The organism is Methanobacterium sp. SMA-27, from assembly GCF_000744455.1.
In the GTDB taxonomy this organism is placed as follows: Archaea; Methanobacteriota; Methanobacteria; order Methanobacteriales; family Methanobacteriaceae; genus Methanobacterium_B.
Map to the genome: position 1 here is coordinate 1,224,734 of NZ_JQLY01000001.1, position 15,878 is coordinate 1,240,611.

The following is a 15,878-nucleotide window of genomic DNA, read 5'->3' on the forward strand; positions in this document are numbered from 1 at the left end:
TTCTAAGTTTTAGCCCATTCTTCGCAAACTTTGTTTGCTTGTTCTAGTACAGTTTTTACTGCTAATTTTTGTTTGTCTGGTGGATATCCATATTGTTTAAGAATTCTTTTTATTGATACCCTCATTTTAGCTTGTACACTTTCTCTTAAAGTCCAATCGATAGTAATATTACTTTTAATGGCTTTAACCAATTCCATAGCTATTTCCCTAAGGATATCATCCCCCAGAACTTGTACTGCACTATCATTAACTCCCAAAGCATCGTAAAATGCTAGTTCGTATTCTGTAAGCCCTAAATTTTCCCCTCTATCTTGTGCTTGTCTCATTTGTTTCGCAAGTTCAATGAGTTCTTCAATAACTGCGACAGCTTCAATATTTCGATTGTGGTACTTTTTGATTGTTTTTTCAAGCATATCAGAGAATGATCTTGCTTCAATTACATTTTTGCGAGATATGCTATTTATTTCATCATTAAGGAGTCGTTTAAGTAGTTCTGCTGCAGTGTTTTTGTGTTCCATGTCTTTAACTTCTAAGAGGAACTCGTCAGATAGGATGGATATGTCTGGTTTTTTTAGTCCGGCTAGTTGGAATAGGTCCAAGACTTCATCAGATACTAATGCAGTGGATAGAATCTGTTGTATAGCTAAGTCAACGTCTTCTACTTGGCTTCCTGGTGGTGATGTAACTTTGATTATATAGTTTTTCACAGCTTTAAAGAATGCTAAGTCATCCCTTATTCCCATAGCTTGTGGGTGTGGCACAGCCAAGGAAAAAGCTTTTGATAATTCATTAACATATTTCATGCAGCGTTTTTTACCATCTTCTTGACCCATTACAAAATCTGCTCCGTTTCGCATGAGCTTTAATTTCTCGCCAGTGTTTGCTTTTTGGAAACTTTGAAATTGGAAACCATGGAATAGAGCTGTGACTATTTCATATTTCTCCATCATTATTGCAACTGCTTGTTCTTGATCAAATGCAATGTCTCCACGTCCACCACCCTCGGTATATTGATTCAAGGCTTTTTTAAGTTCAGTTGCAATACCCAAATAATCTACAATAAGTCCACCTTGTTTCTCTTTGTACACTCGGTTAACCCGTGCTATGGTTTGCATAAGGCCATGTCCTTGCATTGGTTTATCAATATACATTGTATGTAAACTAGGCACATCAAAACCAGTGAGCCACATATCTCTTACTAAAACTAATTTAATGGGTGAGTGTGGGTCCCTGAATTCGTCACCTAATTGTTTTCTTCGTTGTTTGTTGCGTATATGTGGTTGCCAGTCTAATGGATCTGTGGCACTTCCAGTCATAACCACTTTTAAAAAGCCGTATTTATCGTCTTCATTGTGCCATTCTGGTCTGAGCTTGATTATCTCTTTGTATAATTCAATACATATACGGCGGCTCATACATACAATCATGCCTTTACCATCCATAGCATCAATTCTTTCCTCGAAATGTTTGACTAAATCGTATGCTACACGTTTAATACGTGTTTCACTTCCTACAACAGCTTCCATCCGTGCCCATTTACTTTTGAGCTTTTCTTGACTTTCTATCTCTTGACCTTCCGTAATAAAATCAAATTGAGGATCTATATGTAATACTTCTTCTTTCTTAAGGTCCAACTTAACCAGTCTATTTTCGTAATAGATTCGTACTGTAGCACCATCTTCTACAGCTTGTTCAATATCATAAATATCAATATAATTTCCAAAAACAGATACTGTGTTTTTATCTCCACGCTCTAAAGGTGTGCCTGTAAAGCCAATAAAAGAAGCATTAGGAAGCGCATCTCGCATATGTCTAGCGAATCCGTCGATAAAATCGTATTGAGAACGGTGTGCCTCATCAGCTATAACCACAATATTTCTACGTTCTGATAGAGTAGGATAATCTGTTCCTTTCTCTGGAAGAAACTTTTGAATAGTTGTGAAAACTATGCCTCCACTTGCTACTTGTAATAGCTCTTGAAGATGTTCTCTGTTTTCTGCTTGGACAGGTTCTTGTCTTAATATATTTTCAGAGCCTTTAAAAGTTCCAAATAGCTGATCATCTAAATCATTTCGATCTGTTAAGACAACTAAAGTTGGATTATCCATTTCGAGTACTAACTTTCCAGCATAGAATGCCATAATTAAGCTCTTACCAGATCCTTGAGTGTGCCAAACTACCCCACATCTTCGATCACCTTTAGGACTAGCAGCTTCAACAGTGGCTTCAACAGCTTTATTAACTGCATGATATTGATGATATGCAGCCAATTTCTTCTTTATTTTGTTTTCAGAATCATCATAAACAATAAAATGTCTTATAAGATCCATAAGCACTGTTTTATTAAACATGCCTCTAATAAGAACTTCCATCTCCACCATCGTTAATAAAGAATCCTTTTCACCTTCAATTGTTTTCCATGGCATGAATCGTTGATAATCACTAGTTAATGTACCTGCACGAGCTTCCATCCCATCACTAATCATTAAAATCTCATTAAAATGGAATAAAGAGGGTATTTGAGATTGATAAGTTTGTAGCTGCTGATATGCTTTATTTAATGTAGCTTTATCATCAACAGGATTTTTAAGCTCAATGACAACTAATGGTAAACCGTTAACAAAAAGAATTATATCAGGACGGCGGTTATTATTATTTTCAATTATAGTAAATTGGTTTATAGCCGAAAAAACGTTATTATCAGGATTTTCAAAATCAAAAAGCCAAACCTTATCATGAACTATCCTTCCATCATTTCTGTATTCAACTGTGATTCCATCTGTAATAAATTGATGAAATTGAAAATTATTAATAAGAAGATCAGGGCTATCAGACCTAATAACTTTTTTCACAGCTTCATCTTTTGCTGTGGGAGGAATGTCTGGGTTCAAACGATATATAGCATCTCTTAATATTTTTACGATTACAACATCACTATAAAGTTCCCTCTTAGGATTTGGACCATCAGGAGAAATATCCGGACCATGAAAGATATCAAAACCTAACTCTTCAAAAATCGTTAGAGCCAAGAGTTCTATTTCATCTTCAGATAAGGTCATTTTTCCACCCATTCATCAATACTTCGATTATCATTAATATTTTTCCAGATGTTTATTGCCATATCTGCTATAATATCGGATCTTTTAAGTATTTCCTCCTCATTCCAGTCATCTATGGTATTAAAATACTCATTAAGGTCAATTTTACTGGAGTTATATATCTCTTTTTTCTCCTTGAATGATTTTTGTCCTAATTCTTGATTGTAACCTGTTAATGTTAGGTTTCCTAATGTGTGAAGATATTTACGATGAATTTCTGCATAATTTGATCCTAACATATTTTTCCAAGAATCTGGAAGGTCTTCACTTTCACCGCCTGCTTGAGGCATTACGTGTTCGATCTGCAATTTACTTTTTAATTCTTTTTCTTTATGCTGGATAGAATATTCAAGAGTTTCCAACATCATAGAACATTTTTTTGTACCACTAGAATAAATAGGATAAAATTTTATGCCTTCTCGAAATTCTCTATCATCTGGGAAATCTTGATAGAGAATTTTCTTTAGCGACTCAATAAGGTTATCATGATCTAATTTAGAATAAAGCCTAATAAACAACTGATTAAGTTTATTCGTATGATAACCTGCACTTAATAATCTTCTAATAACAAATGATTCAATAATGTCTAATAACTCACAAAATTCTTCGCTAGTCACAGCCCCTTTATCATAATCCTTATAAATATTTAATAAGAAAGGATATTCGGTCCCTATTTCCCATCTATTGTGTCTCAAAAGTCTTCTTCGCAATTCAGTATTAGTTTCTTTCTCAGGTTCAATTATTTTTTTATAAAAACTAGAATATTCATGTAACTTTTTCAGCTCTTCTTCAGTATAAAGAGTATTTTGAGTTTCTAATTCACTTTTTAAATTAGCATATGTTCTTTTTATTTTAACAAATGTACCTTCTTTAAGTGTGTATCTCCAGAAGAAATATTCTAAATTTTTACCTAAAGAAATTTCCATTTGTCTCCAATATCTATTATACAAACTTATTTGAGTTTTTTCATCTCCTATCCTCATGAAAATGTAATTCCTGATGAGATCAGCTTGAGTTAAAGGTGTGCCTTTGGCATTAAGACTTTCAAAAATAATATAAGGGTTCTCATTTTTATCTACAGAAATGTCTACCAAAATCAATTTTTTAAGTATTAAGCCTCTTAATTTCTCTAGGTCCAAATCTTTTGATTTTGCTATTACTTGAGTGAAATAGTTAAATGTGTCTTGAAGTTTACCAGAATTTAATTTTCCATCTCCATCAATTATTGCCCTAAAATTATCCCTATCCCCTTCGCTGGGAATCAATTTATAATAATCATCACCTTCTTCCTCTTGATTGAAAAAGTAGCCAAATTCTATCTTACCTTTGAGAGCAGGATCTGCATTTCGAATACATGCAAGTAAAACCATTAAAGTAATTATTCTCTGTTGGCCATCAATAAGCCAAAGCCTTTCAATATCTACACTATCATTTGGACGTTCAACCCGGACAATAGGGCCTAAAAAATGAGTAGTATCAATATTACTCTCATAAACATTCTTATACAACTTCAAAATGTCTTCCCAAAGAATACTTACCTCTTCCCACTCCCAACTATACTCCCTCTGGAATATAGGGATAATCATCTGTAAATTAAAACTCAAAATCTTATGTAAAGGCACTGCATCAGCATTCAATTTTAAACCTCCTCAACATCTTTAACCCTTATCTTCCCTGAAATAAGTTTAGGAAGGATTAAATCACGAATTTTGATCAGATAATTATTTTCTAATTCTAATTTTTCAATTTGTTTTTCCATAGGTTTTATAAAATCATTAAACTGTTTATCAAGGTCTTGATTTGGGACTAAAATATCTAAATTATCTAAATCTTTACGAGTAATAGCATTAAAGACAGTGCCACTACCTATAGAATCTTCTTTTGTGAAAATATTTTTTAACTGGTATAATACAAATGATTGTAAATTATTTTTATGTCTAACAGCACTTAAACCCCTTCCTATTACCATTTTAGACTTAGCAATGTTTATTCTGCCGACCGGAGCTCTAACACTAAACAGAATATCCCCAGATTTAGCAATTTTATTTTCTTTTGTGCAAAATATTTTATCATTAGGAAATCTTATTCCAAAATTTGTAACACCTTGATGGAAAGGTAAACCTACACCATCTTCATTGTAAAATTTAGACTTTGGTGATTGACCCATTATGATATTACAAATATCATTTAGGTTTTTGACGTCCCATCCTAAAGGAATTAGACCTATTTCGGATTCAACCATATTTCCATTACTTGATTTGTAAGGCTGCCCATTCTCGTCGGGAAATTCAAAATAGACAAACCAGTGCCGGAATAATTCCTGGCCAATATTCTCTAAAGTCTGGTTAATTTGGTAATTAAGTTGGATTTTATCATCCAATTGTTGAAGATGTTTTACTATCTCATTTTGTTCTTGAATTGAAGGAATTGGTATTTTAATCTGTTTTAAAGAAGTTGTAGGCCTAGCTATGGCTGGAACTCCAGTTTGTGATGTATTCATTAATAGTAAATCTTGACCCAATTTAGAATTCAAGTAATAAAAAACATAAAAGGGATTAACTACCTTTTCATTGCAACTTAATTTCATTTGACTCTGTGAAACAACATATCGAGGATATTTTGAATATATAGGTATTATTCCAACCTGCCCAAGAGTTCCTCTATGAGTTAGAATTATGTCTTTTGGAAAGGCATTACTTGATTTTAATTCATTAGCTTTGTCTTCACTTAAATAAACAAAACCATCTTCTTTAAATTTATATTTACTTAAATTTACGCCTCTAATGACTGGAACACCGTATTCAATAAAATTATCCTTGGTGATATTTGATCCAAATGGACCCATAGCGATAGAACTACGTTTTTTTGATTTTATATCGTCAATACTTAAAAGTTCCCAGCTCTTAGGAATAAGACCTATCTCAGTTTCTTTAAAGCCTTCAGAGCTCATACCCTAACTCCTTGAGATTAGCCTTAATCGAATTTTCCAACTCTGCAGACTTATTAAACTGCTCAATTAAATCAGATGTCAGCCTATGCATCTTTTCCTCAAACTTTTCAAGGTCTTCTTCTTCTTCGGGAAAGCCCACATATCGTCCTGGTGTGAGTATGAAGTCATGTTTTTTTACTTCATCTAGCTGGACGGACTTGCAGAATCCACGAATGTCATTGTATTCTCCACCTTCACCTCTCCAACTATGATATATTTGTGCGATTACTTGCACATCTTCATCAGTAAGTTCTCGATGGGTGCGGTCTGCCATGTCACCCATTTTTCTGGCATCAATAAATAATATTTCATCTTTTCGACTACGGAAGTTACTGTTAGTTTTATCCCTGCTTAAAAACCATAAACATGCTGGTATTCCTGTGTTGTAGAATAATTGAGAGGGTAGGGCTACCATGCAATCCACAAGATCTGCTTTAACTATTTTTTCTCGAATTTTTCCTTCTTGCCCTCCAGCTGACATGGATCCGTTTGCTAATACAAAGCCTGCGATCCCTGTGGGTGATAAATGATAGATGAAGTGTTGTACCCATGCGAAGTTAGCGTTACGTTTAGGTGGTATTCCATAATTCCATCTAACATCGTCTTCTAATAATTCCGCTTTCCAGTCTTTATCATTAAATGGTGGATTGGCTAAGATATAGTCTGATTTCAGATCTCGGTGTTTGTCATCTGTAAAGCTATTACCCCATTTTATGTTTGAATCGATACCTCTAATAGCAAGATTAATTTTACAGAGTCTCCACGTAGTCTGGTTAGATTCTTGTCCGTAAATGGCTATATCTCCAAGTTTACCTTCATGTGCTTCTACGAATTTTTCACTTTGGACAAACATTCCACCTGATCCACAACAAGGGTCATATATACGACCGGAATATGGTTCAATCATTTCTACTAAGATTTTAACTATACTGCGGGGAGTGTAAAACTGCCCACCTTTTTTACCCTCAGCATTAGCAAACTGGCCTAGGAAATATTCATATACTCTACCTAAGATATCTTTGGATTTACTTTCTTTATCTCCGAGACCGATAGTTCCTATTAAATCTATTATACCACCTAAGCTTTTTTTGTCTAGGGCTTCTTTTGCATAGTCTTTTGGTAAAACACCTTTAAGGTTAGGGTTGTCTTTTTCGATAGCATCCATAGCATCATCAATAAGCTTACCAATGTTTGGTTGTTTGGCATGGTCCTGTAAGTAGTCCCATCTGGCTTCTGGAGGCACCCAAAAAACATTTAAGGCGAGATATTCATCTTTATCTTCAGGATCTGCATATTCGTCCTCTTTTAGACTTTCATGCATCTCTAGAAATGAGTCTGAAATATATTTCAAGAAAATAAGTCCGAGTACAATATGTTTGTATTCAGCAGCATCCATGTTGTTTCTGAGTTTGTCTGCAGATTGCCAAAGTTTTTGTTCAAAACCTAAATTAGCGCCATTGTTATTTTTTGCCATTGTCCCCCACCGAATGATAAATAGTCATAATGATTGTATTTTGATTACTTACAATATATTTTACTATTTCAATAGTATGGAATAATATTAAAAGTGAATATAATTTTAAATGAAATGGCAGGAGGCATATCTTATCAATGCACTGCTTAATCCCTATATTTATCTACGAATGAATGCTTGAATTTTAAAAGCATATAAACCTATGCTAAGTGCACTGTACTGTACGGTAGGTTTGACCTCGTTATATTATGCTATGGCGAATTATAATATCTTAAATGCAAAAAAGAGGTAATTACAAACTCTTATGTCGTGTTGTTCTTTGTAATACGATTTAAAAGTATAAATACTGTTTTAAACATAGTAGTATTGATGTTATGCAATACTAAAGACCTTGAAAGAATGATAATCCAAGAAGAAGGTTTGTATTATATTTTCAAATGTTTAAACTGTGGTGATGAATTTCCAATGCTGAAATGCAAAGCTAATGAAAAAGGCAAAGGTCGAGGGAAGTTTTGCAGTAAGAAATGTATGAATGAAATGAGATCAAAAATAGGTAATGTAAAAGTTCCTTGTGATTATTGTGGTAAAATACTGAAACGACATAAACATGTTTCTGGTGGACGTAATTTTTGTGATCAAGCATGTAAAGGGAATTATGATAAACAGAACCATTATGTTGATTGTATATGTGAATTTTGTGGCAATTCTTTTGAGGTTTCTGGACATGTGCTTAAATATGGAAGGGGTAGATTTTGTAGTAGAGAATGTAAAGACACTTGGAATCGTGGAGAAAACAGCCCTCACTGGAAAGGTGGCGTGTCGTTCGCACCTTACTGCCCAGAGTTCAATGCTGCATTCAGAGAACGTGTCCGTGATTATTGGGGTCGCAAATGTATTTTGTGTGGTATGGATGAAGCAGAGCATGAAATAAAGATGATAGTTCATCATGTGAACTATAATAAAGATACATTATGTAATGATGAACAACCGTTGTTTGTTACATTATGTAAACATTGTCATCCCAAAACCAATTTCCGCCGTAATTGGTGGGAGGAATACTTCTTTAACTGGATAATGCTTTATTTTAATGGTGTTTCTTATTAATTTTGGAAATTTAAAATATCTATGAATTCGTAGCGGATACTATTTCTAAAATAAAATATTTGTAATGTGATATCAAATTGTTATTGTTTTTAAGAAATTAAAAGATTATTTTTTGTCAGAACGTTCACGATTCATAGTATCTGTTACAGTAAAGGACAAATAATGAAATAAATTTACTTCTTTTATATTAGTTGTTATTAGTTACAGTAATGAATGAGGGAATGAAAGAAATTTACTTCTTTTATCTTAGTTGTTATTAGTTACAGTAATGAATGAGGGAATGAAAGAAATTTACTTTTTTAATCAGGATTAGTGTCCGTTACAGTATATAATGAAGACAATGAAATTAGTGGGCTATTTATCAGAATGTTTAGGATTATAGAAATATTATACTTCTGAAGGATTTGTTATCTGCATGTTTTGAACTTAAAAAACTCAAATAATCCGCAAATGTTGGAATAACCAAGGTAAACTACCTGCATGACAAAATTTTTTATATTTTGTCTTTTCGAAGTTTTTTGATCAAATAAGTACAATGATAAAATGATAACCAAACCAACAAATCAGCAAGATATAAACATAATTTTTTAATCAAAGAATCATTAATGTTCAAATTATTGTATAAACTATTATTTATAATTTAAATAGAATATGGAGTGATAAAGTATGAGATACATTGAAACCACAACGCTGAACTGCCAAGTATATGCATCACAGCGCCAAGAACTAAATAAAATTAAATCTGAAATAGAATCTGATTATAATATAAAAATACCATTATCTGAACTTGTTCGAAGAGCCTTGGAATTTGGAATACCTGTAATTGATAAGGATAGAACTTTTGCAATTGAACTAATTGGATAAGAGGGAGTTAAGATTATGAAACAAAAAAAAGAGGATGTTTATTTAAAGAAAGCCTCTATTAAAAAACATTACAATAACGAAGAGGTTCAAAATATCATCCGATCCTTCGTGGATTGTGAAGGTTCACATAAAGCCGCTAAATTTGATAATATTGGACTATATCAACATAAACAAGATCGGCGAAGATTATTGGACTTCCAGAACCCCAAAGATTTCAAGTTTATTATTCGTAAAGTTGATAGGGTTCTTTTATCTACTTTAAATCATTTTGATGTAAAAGTATTTGACGATTGGAAAGATAAGAGCGATTCAAGTCCAGGTAGCTTCCAGGAAACTGTTTATTTCAGTTTATCAGTTGACATAGACCTTTCTGGCGAAAATACAGTTCACGATGTGAAAGCCCTTGAATGCCTTCAAACTGCAGGAAAATTTATTTATCAAAAGTTATCTGCAATTACAGGTGATAATGTTCTTCCTTTATTTAGTGGCAATGGAATTTATTTACATATCCATCCGAAGCTTGTTAACCTACCTGAAGAGTATCGAGATATTGAAAGGGTAAATCTTTTTGATGTTTTAACTAAGGCTTTTAATCTGTATTTGCAGAATTTGGAATTTGAACTATATGAATCTCATCCGGAAGTTCATGGATTAGTGAAAATTGACGCAATTAATAATAAAAAAAGGTTTTTCAAGACCGTTTTATCTCTACATCGAAAGCTTCCGTATGTTGTTTATCCCATAGATCCTGTTAACTTCCAGATACCTATGAAATCTATCCCATTATCGGATAATGATCTAAAAGAAGCTGAACAGTTAGTTAATATTTTCGTGAATGCAGAGATAACTAGAGAAGATTTCTATCCATTAGGGCAAGCTTTGAAAGAATATGAAGAAGATATAAAACAGCGCAAGCGAGAATATGTTGAGCTAGATATCCAAATTCCAGAAAAGGCGATACCTATTGAAATAATCAAATCTGAAGTTGTAACTGCATCAATAATGCACCCAGATTCATGGGATAAAGGAAACACAAGAAGAGTCGCTTATATAGCTTCGTTGCTTAATCTATGTGGGTGGGATTCTGCAACTATTCATAACTACATCAATGGAATCGCAATAGATTGGCATGTAGGTGCGATGGATCATGTTATTGATTCATGGATCGGTTTGCATCCACCGAATATCAAAACAATTTATAATAAAGGCAGTAATTATCCTTCAATGAGTTTTGGCGATTGTAAAATGCACCTGCCAGATAAACCAGAATATCGAAGCCCTTTATCCCAGATTTGCAAAAAGGCAACCGAAGAAGGATATGAAGTTCCAGGACACGAAACAGTAGAAGCACCAGCTGAAACAAATAGTTTAATGACAACCAGCGAAGAAGTTCCAGATATTGAACCAGAACCAGATATTAAACTGGAATATCCAACAATGCATTTAAATAATTTTGATAACTTGGTAACAGCTTCAGATCTATTTGGTGATGAATATAAAGTCATCTTTAAGGCTTTATACTATCAATTAATGAGTTTCAGGATACGCAAATCAGATCTGCAAATGGGAAGAAATAAGGCAGATGGTAGAATTAACGCATTATATCCCTTAAAAGCAGGCCATGGAAAGGGCGAAATTAAAAGGATTATAAAAGCTTTCATTCAGCGTTCTAATATGGTATATGCTGAACCTACAAGCCTACATGCGGAACAACTTTGCGGTAAGACAGTTAAATCTAAAAATACAGATAATTATAGCTTTAGATATGGATATCTTGCCCGAGATTGGTTAGTGGTGGACGAAGCATTTAACTTGTTATCTTCAAATGAATTGCATTATTCTGAAGCAAGAAAATATATCCGAACAGCTCTGGATAGATTTCCAGGCAACACTATTCATAAAGAAACAACAGAAATAGGCGATGCTGCACCATTAGAATATGATCCAACTTGCCCTATCAGCATATTTTTGCAACCTAAAACGTTTGATAATGACATCCTTGTTTTAGAGGGTGATATCAGGCGTGTAATATGTGTTTATGTAAATATGACCGGGTTAGATAAAAGAGAATCATATAAAAGGAATATATTTGATGAATCCGATAATGAAGAAGCACTTGATGCGTTTTGCGATTATGTAAATGGAATTAAAACTTTCGATACATTCAGAGCTACCAAGGAAGCGAAAGAAGTATTTGCAGAACTATTTTTTGATCTATTAGATTACGGATTTAATTTCAACGATAAAATTCGAAACTTCATGGATATTATTGCATATACATTACAAACTCATTTATTAAAGTTTTGCGCTGTTCAAGCCCTTCAGCATAACCGGAATATGATTCAGCCTGCAGATGTTGAACTTGCTTATTTAGATCTGTTCGAAATAATGCACCATACTTATCAGTATGTTAATAAGAAGATTCCAGGCTTTTTAAACTATGGAGAAGGGTGGCAAGGCGCTGAAGCGAAGGATCAAGAAGTTCTGCAATGGTTAATCGATAATAATGCAATTGATGAAAGTTCAGCTGTTAATTCCAATGATTATAAAAAACAGATTATGAAGATTTTCAAAGTAAAAGATCGCAGGGCGAGAGATATTATCAAAAATCATCATGAAAAGGGTTGGATTGAAAGAAAAGCGAAATATCAAAAAGATAATAAAATTTGGATCGCATTCAAACCTGAATCACTTGGCACCGTTGGCAGTTGGCAAGGTAGTGGGTTGGCAACAGATAAAGATAAAGAATACTCAATAAAGTATTATTATATATTAAATAATTATTATACTTTATTAGATACTACAAAAGATAACCCCATTGCAAACTGCCAACTGGATCCAGAAAATGATATTTTATCAGAACCAGAACCTGCACAGACTTTCACATCTATGCATATTCATGATTCAACAAAGATTCAACATCTTGAAAATATCCAACCATTAACAATAAAATCGACGACAACAGCAGAAATAAACCAATCTGGAAGTTCAGGAACAGCAACAGAAAAAAATCCGGAACATATTCCAATGATTGAGTTTGATGATAAACCAATTAAAGTACCCGGCGAAACAAAAAACGATAGAATCTTGTGCAAGGCCTATAACGCATTATCTAATAAACCAAACGGAATTCACAGCATGGAATTCACAAAAGACATTGCTGAAGTAGCTGAAGTTGATGAATATGAGGATCTATTAGGAGTTCAGTTTCAACTGAATCATGAAGGATATATCAAATATGATGCACGGTCACGTCTAATAACTCCTACAGAGAAGTTATTAAATAAATTTAAAGGCAATAATTGATTTAATCATTAATTAATAACTTATAATAGTTTATTTTATGTATTAGTGATTTTTTTTTGAAATAATCTAATTTTAAGAGGTATTTAACATGATAGAGAATATAAAATCTGAATTTAAACGATACGATATATGCTGGTTGATTAATTTTTTAAAAACCGAATCATGTGGCGTTAATATTGGAATATGCATGAAAAAAAGGCGAATAGCATTCATAGAACCATCAAATGATTATTTGAAACCTATTATAGTCAAAGATGTTTATATTGACGAAGACAACACATGCGAAGAAAATAAGTTCTGCCTGAACACTCAGTGCCAACATAATAACAACACACCAGAACAGTTCATGAAAGCGAAAAATATTGATTATGCTGACTATCCTGAGGGATGGGACAATTTATTATTTAATATAGAGAAAATGAACCAAATAATTGAAGAATCACCAATAATACTGCAAGAAGACAACTTATATTTCGAATTACCAGTCATACAATGGCAAAAGGCAGAGAATTTATACAATTAATATGTCTAAAATGCCTGCCTATGTGTAGTCGGGATTAATAACCCCACTACCTAAATTTAAATATTATAAATAAGGCCATAACAAGCGATTTAATACAAACTAAGAGATTAAACAAGTTTTTAAGAGGTTTTTAATATGTCAATAAGCGAAGAAGAGATCCAAGAACATACCGATCCGTGGGATTTATCCTATGATGATCGTGATTTAATACTTTCAAAGCTGAATAATGCGATTGATAAAGTCCATGACAAGGCAATGAATGGTAGAGCATCGAAGAATGATAAATTCAGGGTTCAATGGTTTAAAACCCTAGCATATATGATTTCAATTTATAATCAAGTAAAGAAGGATGCAGATCTAGAAGATTTAGAAAAACAAGTCCAGCAATTGGCAAAACAAGTTAATAGGATGGAGTAATCATGAAAGCAGAATTTAAAAGATTAAAAGAAAATTTTATAGAAGTAGTATGGAATATTCCCATAGATGAACTAACAAAAATATATTATAAACAAAGTTATGACACTATTCGAACTTTAAGGATAGATAAAGATCATGAAGAATATAAGATAAAGGCAGACCTATTGATGAAGTTCATTAAAAAAATGACCTATCACCAGCGCAGGACGTGCATAGTAGAAGAAGTAAAAGCATATAATCAAGTTCTCGATGAATTGCAACTAAAGCATAGAACCGAAAATTTAACTTATATATGCTCAATGGTTTCCGATGCATGGTTTATCAATCGAGTTAATGATTTTTTGGACGCATACGATGAATCCGGTGATGATTTTTATTATAATGAAGCTAAGAATCTGATATGCCAGTTAAATACGGTGCATGATAAAATTAGCAACCCTGAAAAGATAAAGAGCATGGAAAGGTATGTTGAAAATTTAAAAACTAATGAAGATTTAACAGAAGAAGAAATTAAGAAATTAGATTATCTAAAGCTATATATAGAAAGTTATCATCTTAGTGCACGTATAAACTGCGAAGAAGAGGATGAAAATGATTGAATTTATTCTATATCTAATTTTTTTACTATTTATTTCCAGATTAATTAACTGAATTTTTATTTTATTTACATCGGAGGCAATATATATGAGTAGCATATCCACTAATAGTACCCAATACGTTTCTAATTATAAATGTAGTAATTGTAGTTCTTTGAATGTTCAATATAAAGCTAAAATGGATACCTCAATTATGAAAGAGGTATATCCCTATTTATGTACAACATGTTATAACAGAATGCCAAGGATTTATGGCACTGAATTTTATAAAAAAATATAATTATTCATTTTTAATGTAACGTATAGCTTCAATTTCTCTTTGCAATTTTTCTAACTGCCCATCCTTCTCTGTATTAATCCGTGCTTGATTTTTAAGCTGTTTTTCCATTTCAGTTCTTAATTTAATATTTTCATTGTTAAGATCTTCATATTGGTTTATTAATTTTATTTCGACTGCATTTGTTGTCAAATAATTTAAAACTTCTAGATACTCTTCTTTTACTGCCTGTGGATCAGCTTTAAAGTAAGCTGATGTTGTTTTATCCAGATTATGCCCCATGATCCATCTAATCATTAAATGTGGCATTTTATTCTTTTCCAAGGTGCTAGCAAAGATTTTTCTTAAGATGTGTGGCCTAATATAACGTGAATCGTTTTGATTACTGAAACCAGCTTTATTGTTTAATCTTTTGATAGTTAAACTCATTAGAGTAGGTGAAACTCCTTCTAGATGTCTATTTAAGAATATACTTGTTTCAGGTGTTAGTGTTAATTGAGCTTTTCTATTTCTCTCTTCATATCTTTTACATTTTCTGTTTAGGTCTTTTAAATAATTCATAATAGCATTGGTGGCTTCAGGACTGCTGAATGTGAAATACTTATGATCTGTTTTTATTCTAATTATGTGCCAAAGTGGTACAATATCATCCATTTGGTCTATCCTATTTATCAATTCATCGAGTGTTTTAGGGTATGGATCTAGACCATATGCATCAAAAAAATGTTCAAAGGTTAGAGAACATATTTCAGCTCTGCCCATGCCCGAACTAACTCCTAATAACATAATAGCTTTGAATGTAGGATTAGCATATTCTAGTAGGTTTTTTAGATCTTTCATAGATGGTAGGTCTTCGTACAATATTTCATTCCTATCACTCCGGGCATTAGTTCTAATCGTTTTTGGTAGAAGTATATCGTATTCAGCATAATAAGCTCTTATGCAACTAGTGGTAGTCTTTATGTAGCTATGTTTAAATTTTTGGTCTTCTAAATACTGCCTGAACTCTTGTAGGTATTTTCGTATCTTCCTACGTCTTAATCTCATTCCACTGTCCTCTTCCTCCTCAGCTTCTTCTATGAGTTCAGACAACGTCATACCAATGAGTTCAGTATATAAGTGAAGTGAGTGTATATATCGTACAATTGTACCATATTTCAGATTTCGTCTTTTACAAAAATCTACAAAATCTGGATCATTTTTAATATCTTCAGCTTTCATAATATAAAA

At 32.8% G+C, this 15,878-nt stretch carries 11 protein-coding genes; 6 read left to right on the forward strand and 5 right to left on the reverse strand.

Annotated elements, in window-relative coordinates; genetic code table 11:
* Positions 1–2 precede the first annotated feature (2 nt).
* The 4 genes from DL91_RS06195 to DL91_RS06210 are packed head-to-tail and all read right to left on the reverse strand — an operon-like array spanning position 3 to position 7,561.
* On the reverse strand, positions 3–3,059 hold the full coding sequence (locus DL91_RS06195) for a type I restriction endonuclease subunit R (protein ID WP_048190700.1): 3,057 nt from the start codon (positions 3,057–3,059) through the stop codon (positions 3–5).
* On the reverse strand, positions 3,056–4,735 hold the full coding sequence (locus tag DL91_RS06200) for a DUF262 domain-containing protein (protein WP_048190701.1): 1,680 nt from the start codon (positions 4,733–4,735) through the stop codon (positions 3,056–3,058). The genes DL91_RS06195 and DL91_RS06200 overlap by 4 nt, the downstream gene beginning before the upstream one ends.
* A gap of 2 nt (positions 4,736–4,737) precedes the next feature.
* Positions 4,738–6,048 carry a restriction endonuclease subunit S gene (locus DL91_RS06205; protein ID WP_048190702.1) on the reverse strand — a complete coding sequence of 437 codons (1,311 nt, stop codon included), beginning with the start codon at positions 6,046–6,048 and terminating at the stop codon, positions 4,738–4,740.
* Positions 6,038–7,561, reverse strand: a complete 1,524-nt coding sequence (locus tag DL91_RS06210) for a class I SAM-dependent DNA methyltransferase (protein WP_048190703.1) — start codon at positions 7,559–7,561, stop codon at positions 6,038–6,040. Before DL91_RS06210 ends, DL91_RS06205 begins: the two co-directional genes overlap by 11 nt.
* 369 nt (positions 7,562–7,930) lie before the next feature.
* Here DL91_RS06210 and DL91_RS06215 point away from each other — a divergent pair, with 369 nt between their 5' ends.
* The 6 genes from DL91_RS06215 to DL91_RS06240 all read left to right on the forward strand — a co-directional run bounded on the left by DL91_RS06215 (position 7,931) and on the right by DL91_RS06240 (position 14,374).
* Positions 7,931–8,665, forward strand: a complete 735-nt coding sequence (locus tag DL91_RS06215) for a hypothetical protein (RefSeq protein ID WP_048190704.1) — start codon at positions 7,931–7,933, stop codon at positions 8,663–8,665.
* A gap of 666 nt (positions 8,666–9,331) precedes the next feature.
* On the forward strand, positions 9,332–9,529 hold the full coding sequence (locus tag DL91_RS06220) for a hypothetical protein (protein WP_048190705.1): 198 nt from the start codon (positions 9,332–9,334) through the stop codon (positions 9,527–9,529).
* A 15-nt stretch (positions 9,530–9,544) separates the two neighbouring features.
* Positions 9,545–12,835: a hypothetical protein gene (locus DL91_RS06225; RefSeq protein ID WP_048190706.1), complete on the forward strand. Its 3,291-nt coding sequence runs from the start codon at positions 9,545–9,547 to the stop codon at positions 12,833–12,835.
* Between the two features lie 88 nt (positions 12,836–12,923).
* Positions 12,924–13,358: a hypothetical protein gene (locus tag DL91_RS06230; protein WP_048190707.1), complete on the forward strand. Its 435-nt coding sequence runs from the start codon at positions 12,924–12,926 to the stop codon at positions 13,356–13,358.
* Between the two features lie 135 nt (positions 13,359–13,493).
* A complete protein-coding gene (locus tag DL91_RS06235) occupies positions 13,494–13,775 on the forward strand; it encodes a hypothetical protein (protein WP_048190708.1) in 282 nt (93 codons plus the stop codon).
* Positions 13,776–13,777: 2 nt separating this feature from the next.
* On the forward strand, positions 13,778–14,374 hold the full coding sequence (locus DL91_RS06240; RefSeq protein WP_048190709.1) for a hypothetical protein: 597 nt from the start codon (positions 13,778–13,780) through the stop codon (positions 14,372–14,374).
* 277 nt (positions 14,375–14,651) lie between these two features.
* Here DL91_RS06240 and DL91_RS06245 read toward each other — a convergent pair whose 3' ends face one another.
* Positions 14,652–15,869 (reverse strand): site-specific integrase, encoded by a 1,218-nt coding sequence (locus tag DL91_RS06245; RefSeq protein ID WP_048190710.1) that lies wholly within the window; start codon positions 15,867–15,869, stop codon positions 14,652–14,654.
* Positions 15,870–15,878 lie beyond the last annotated feature (9 nt).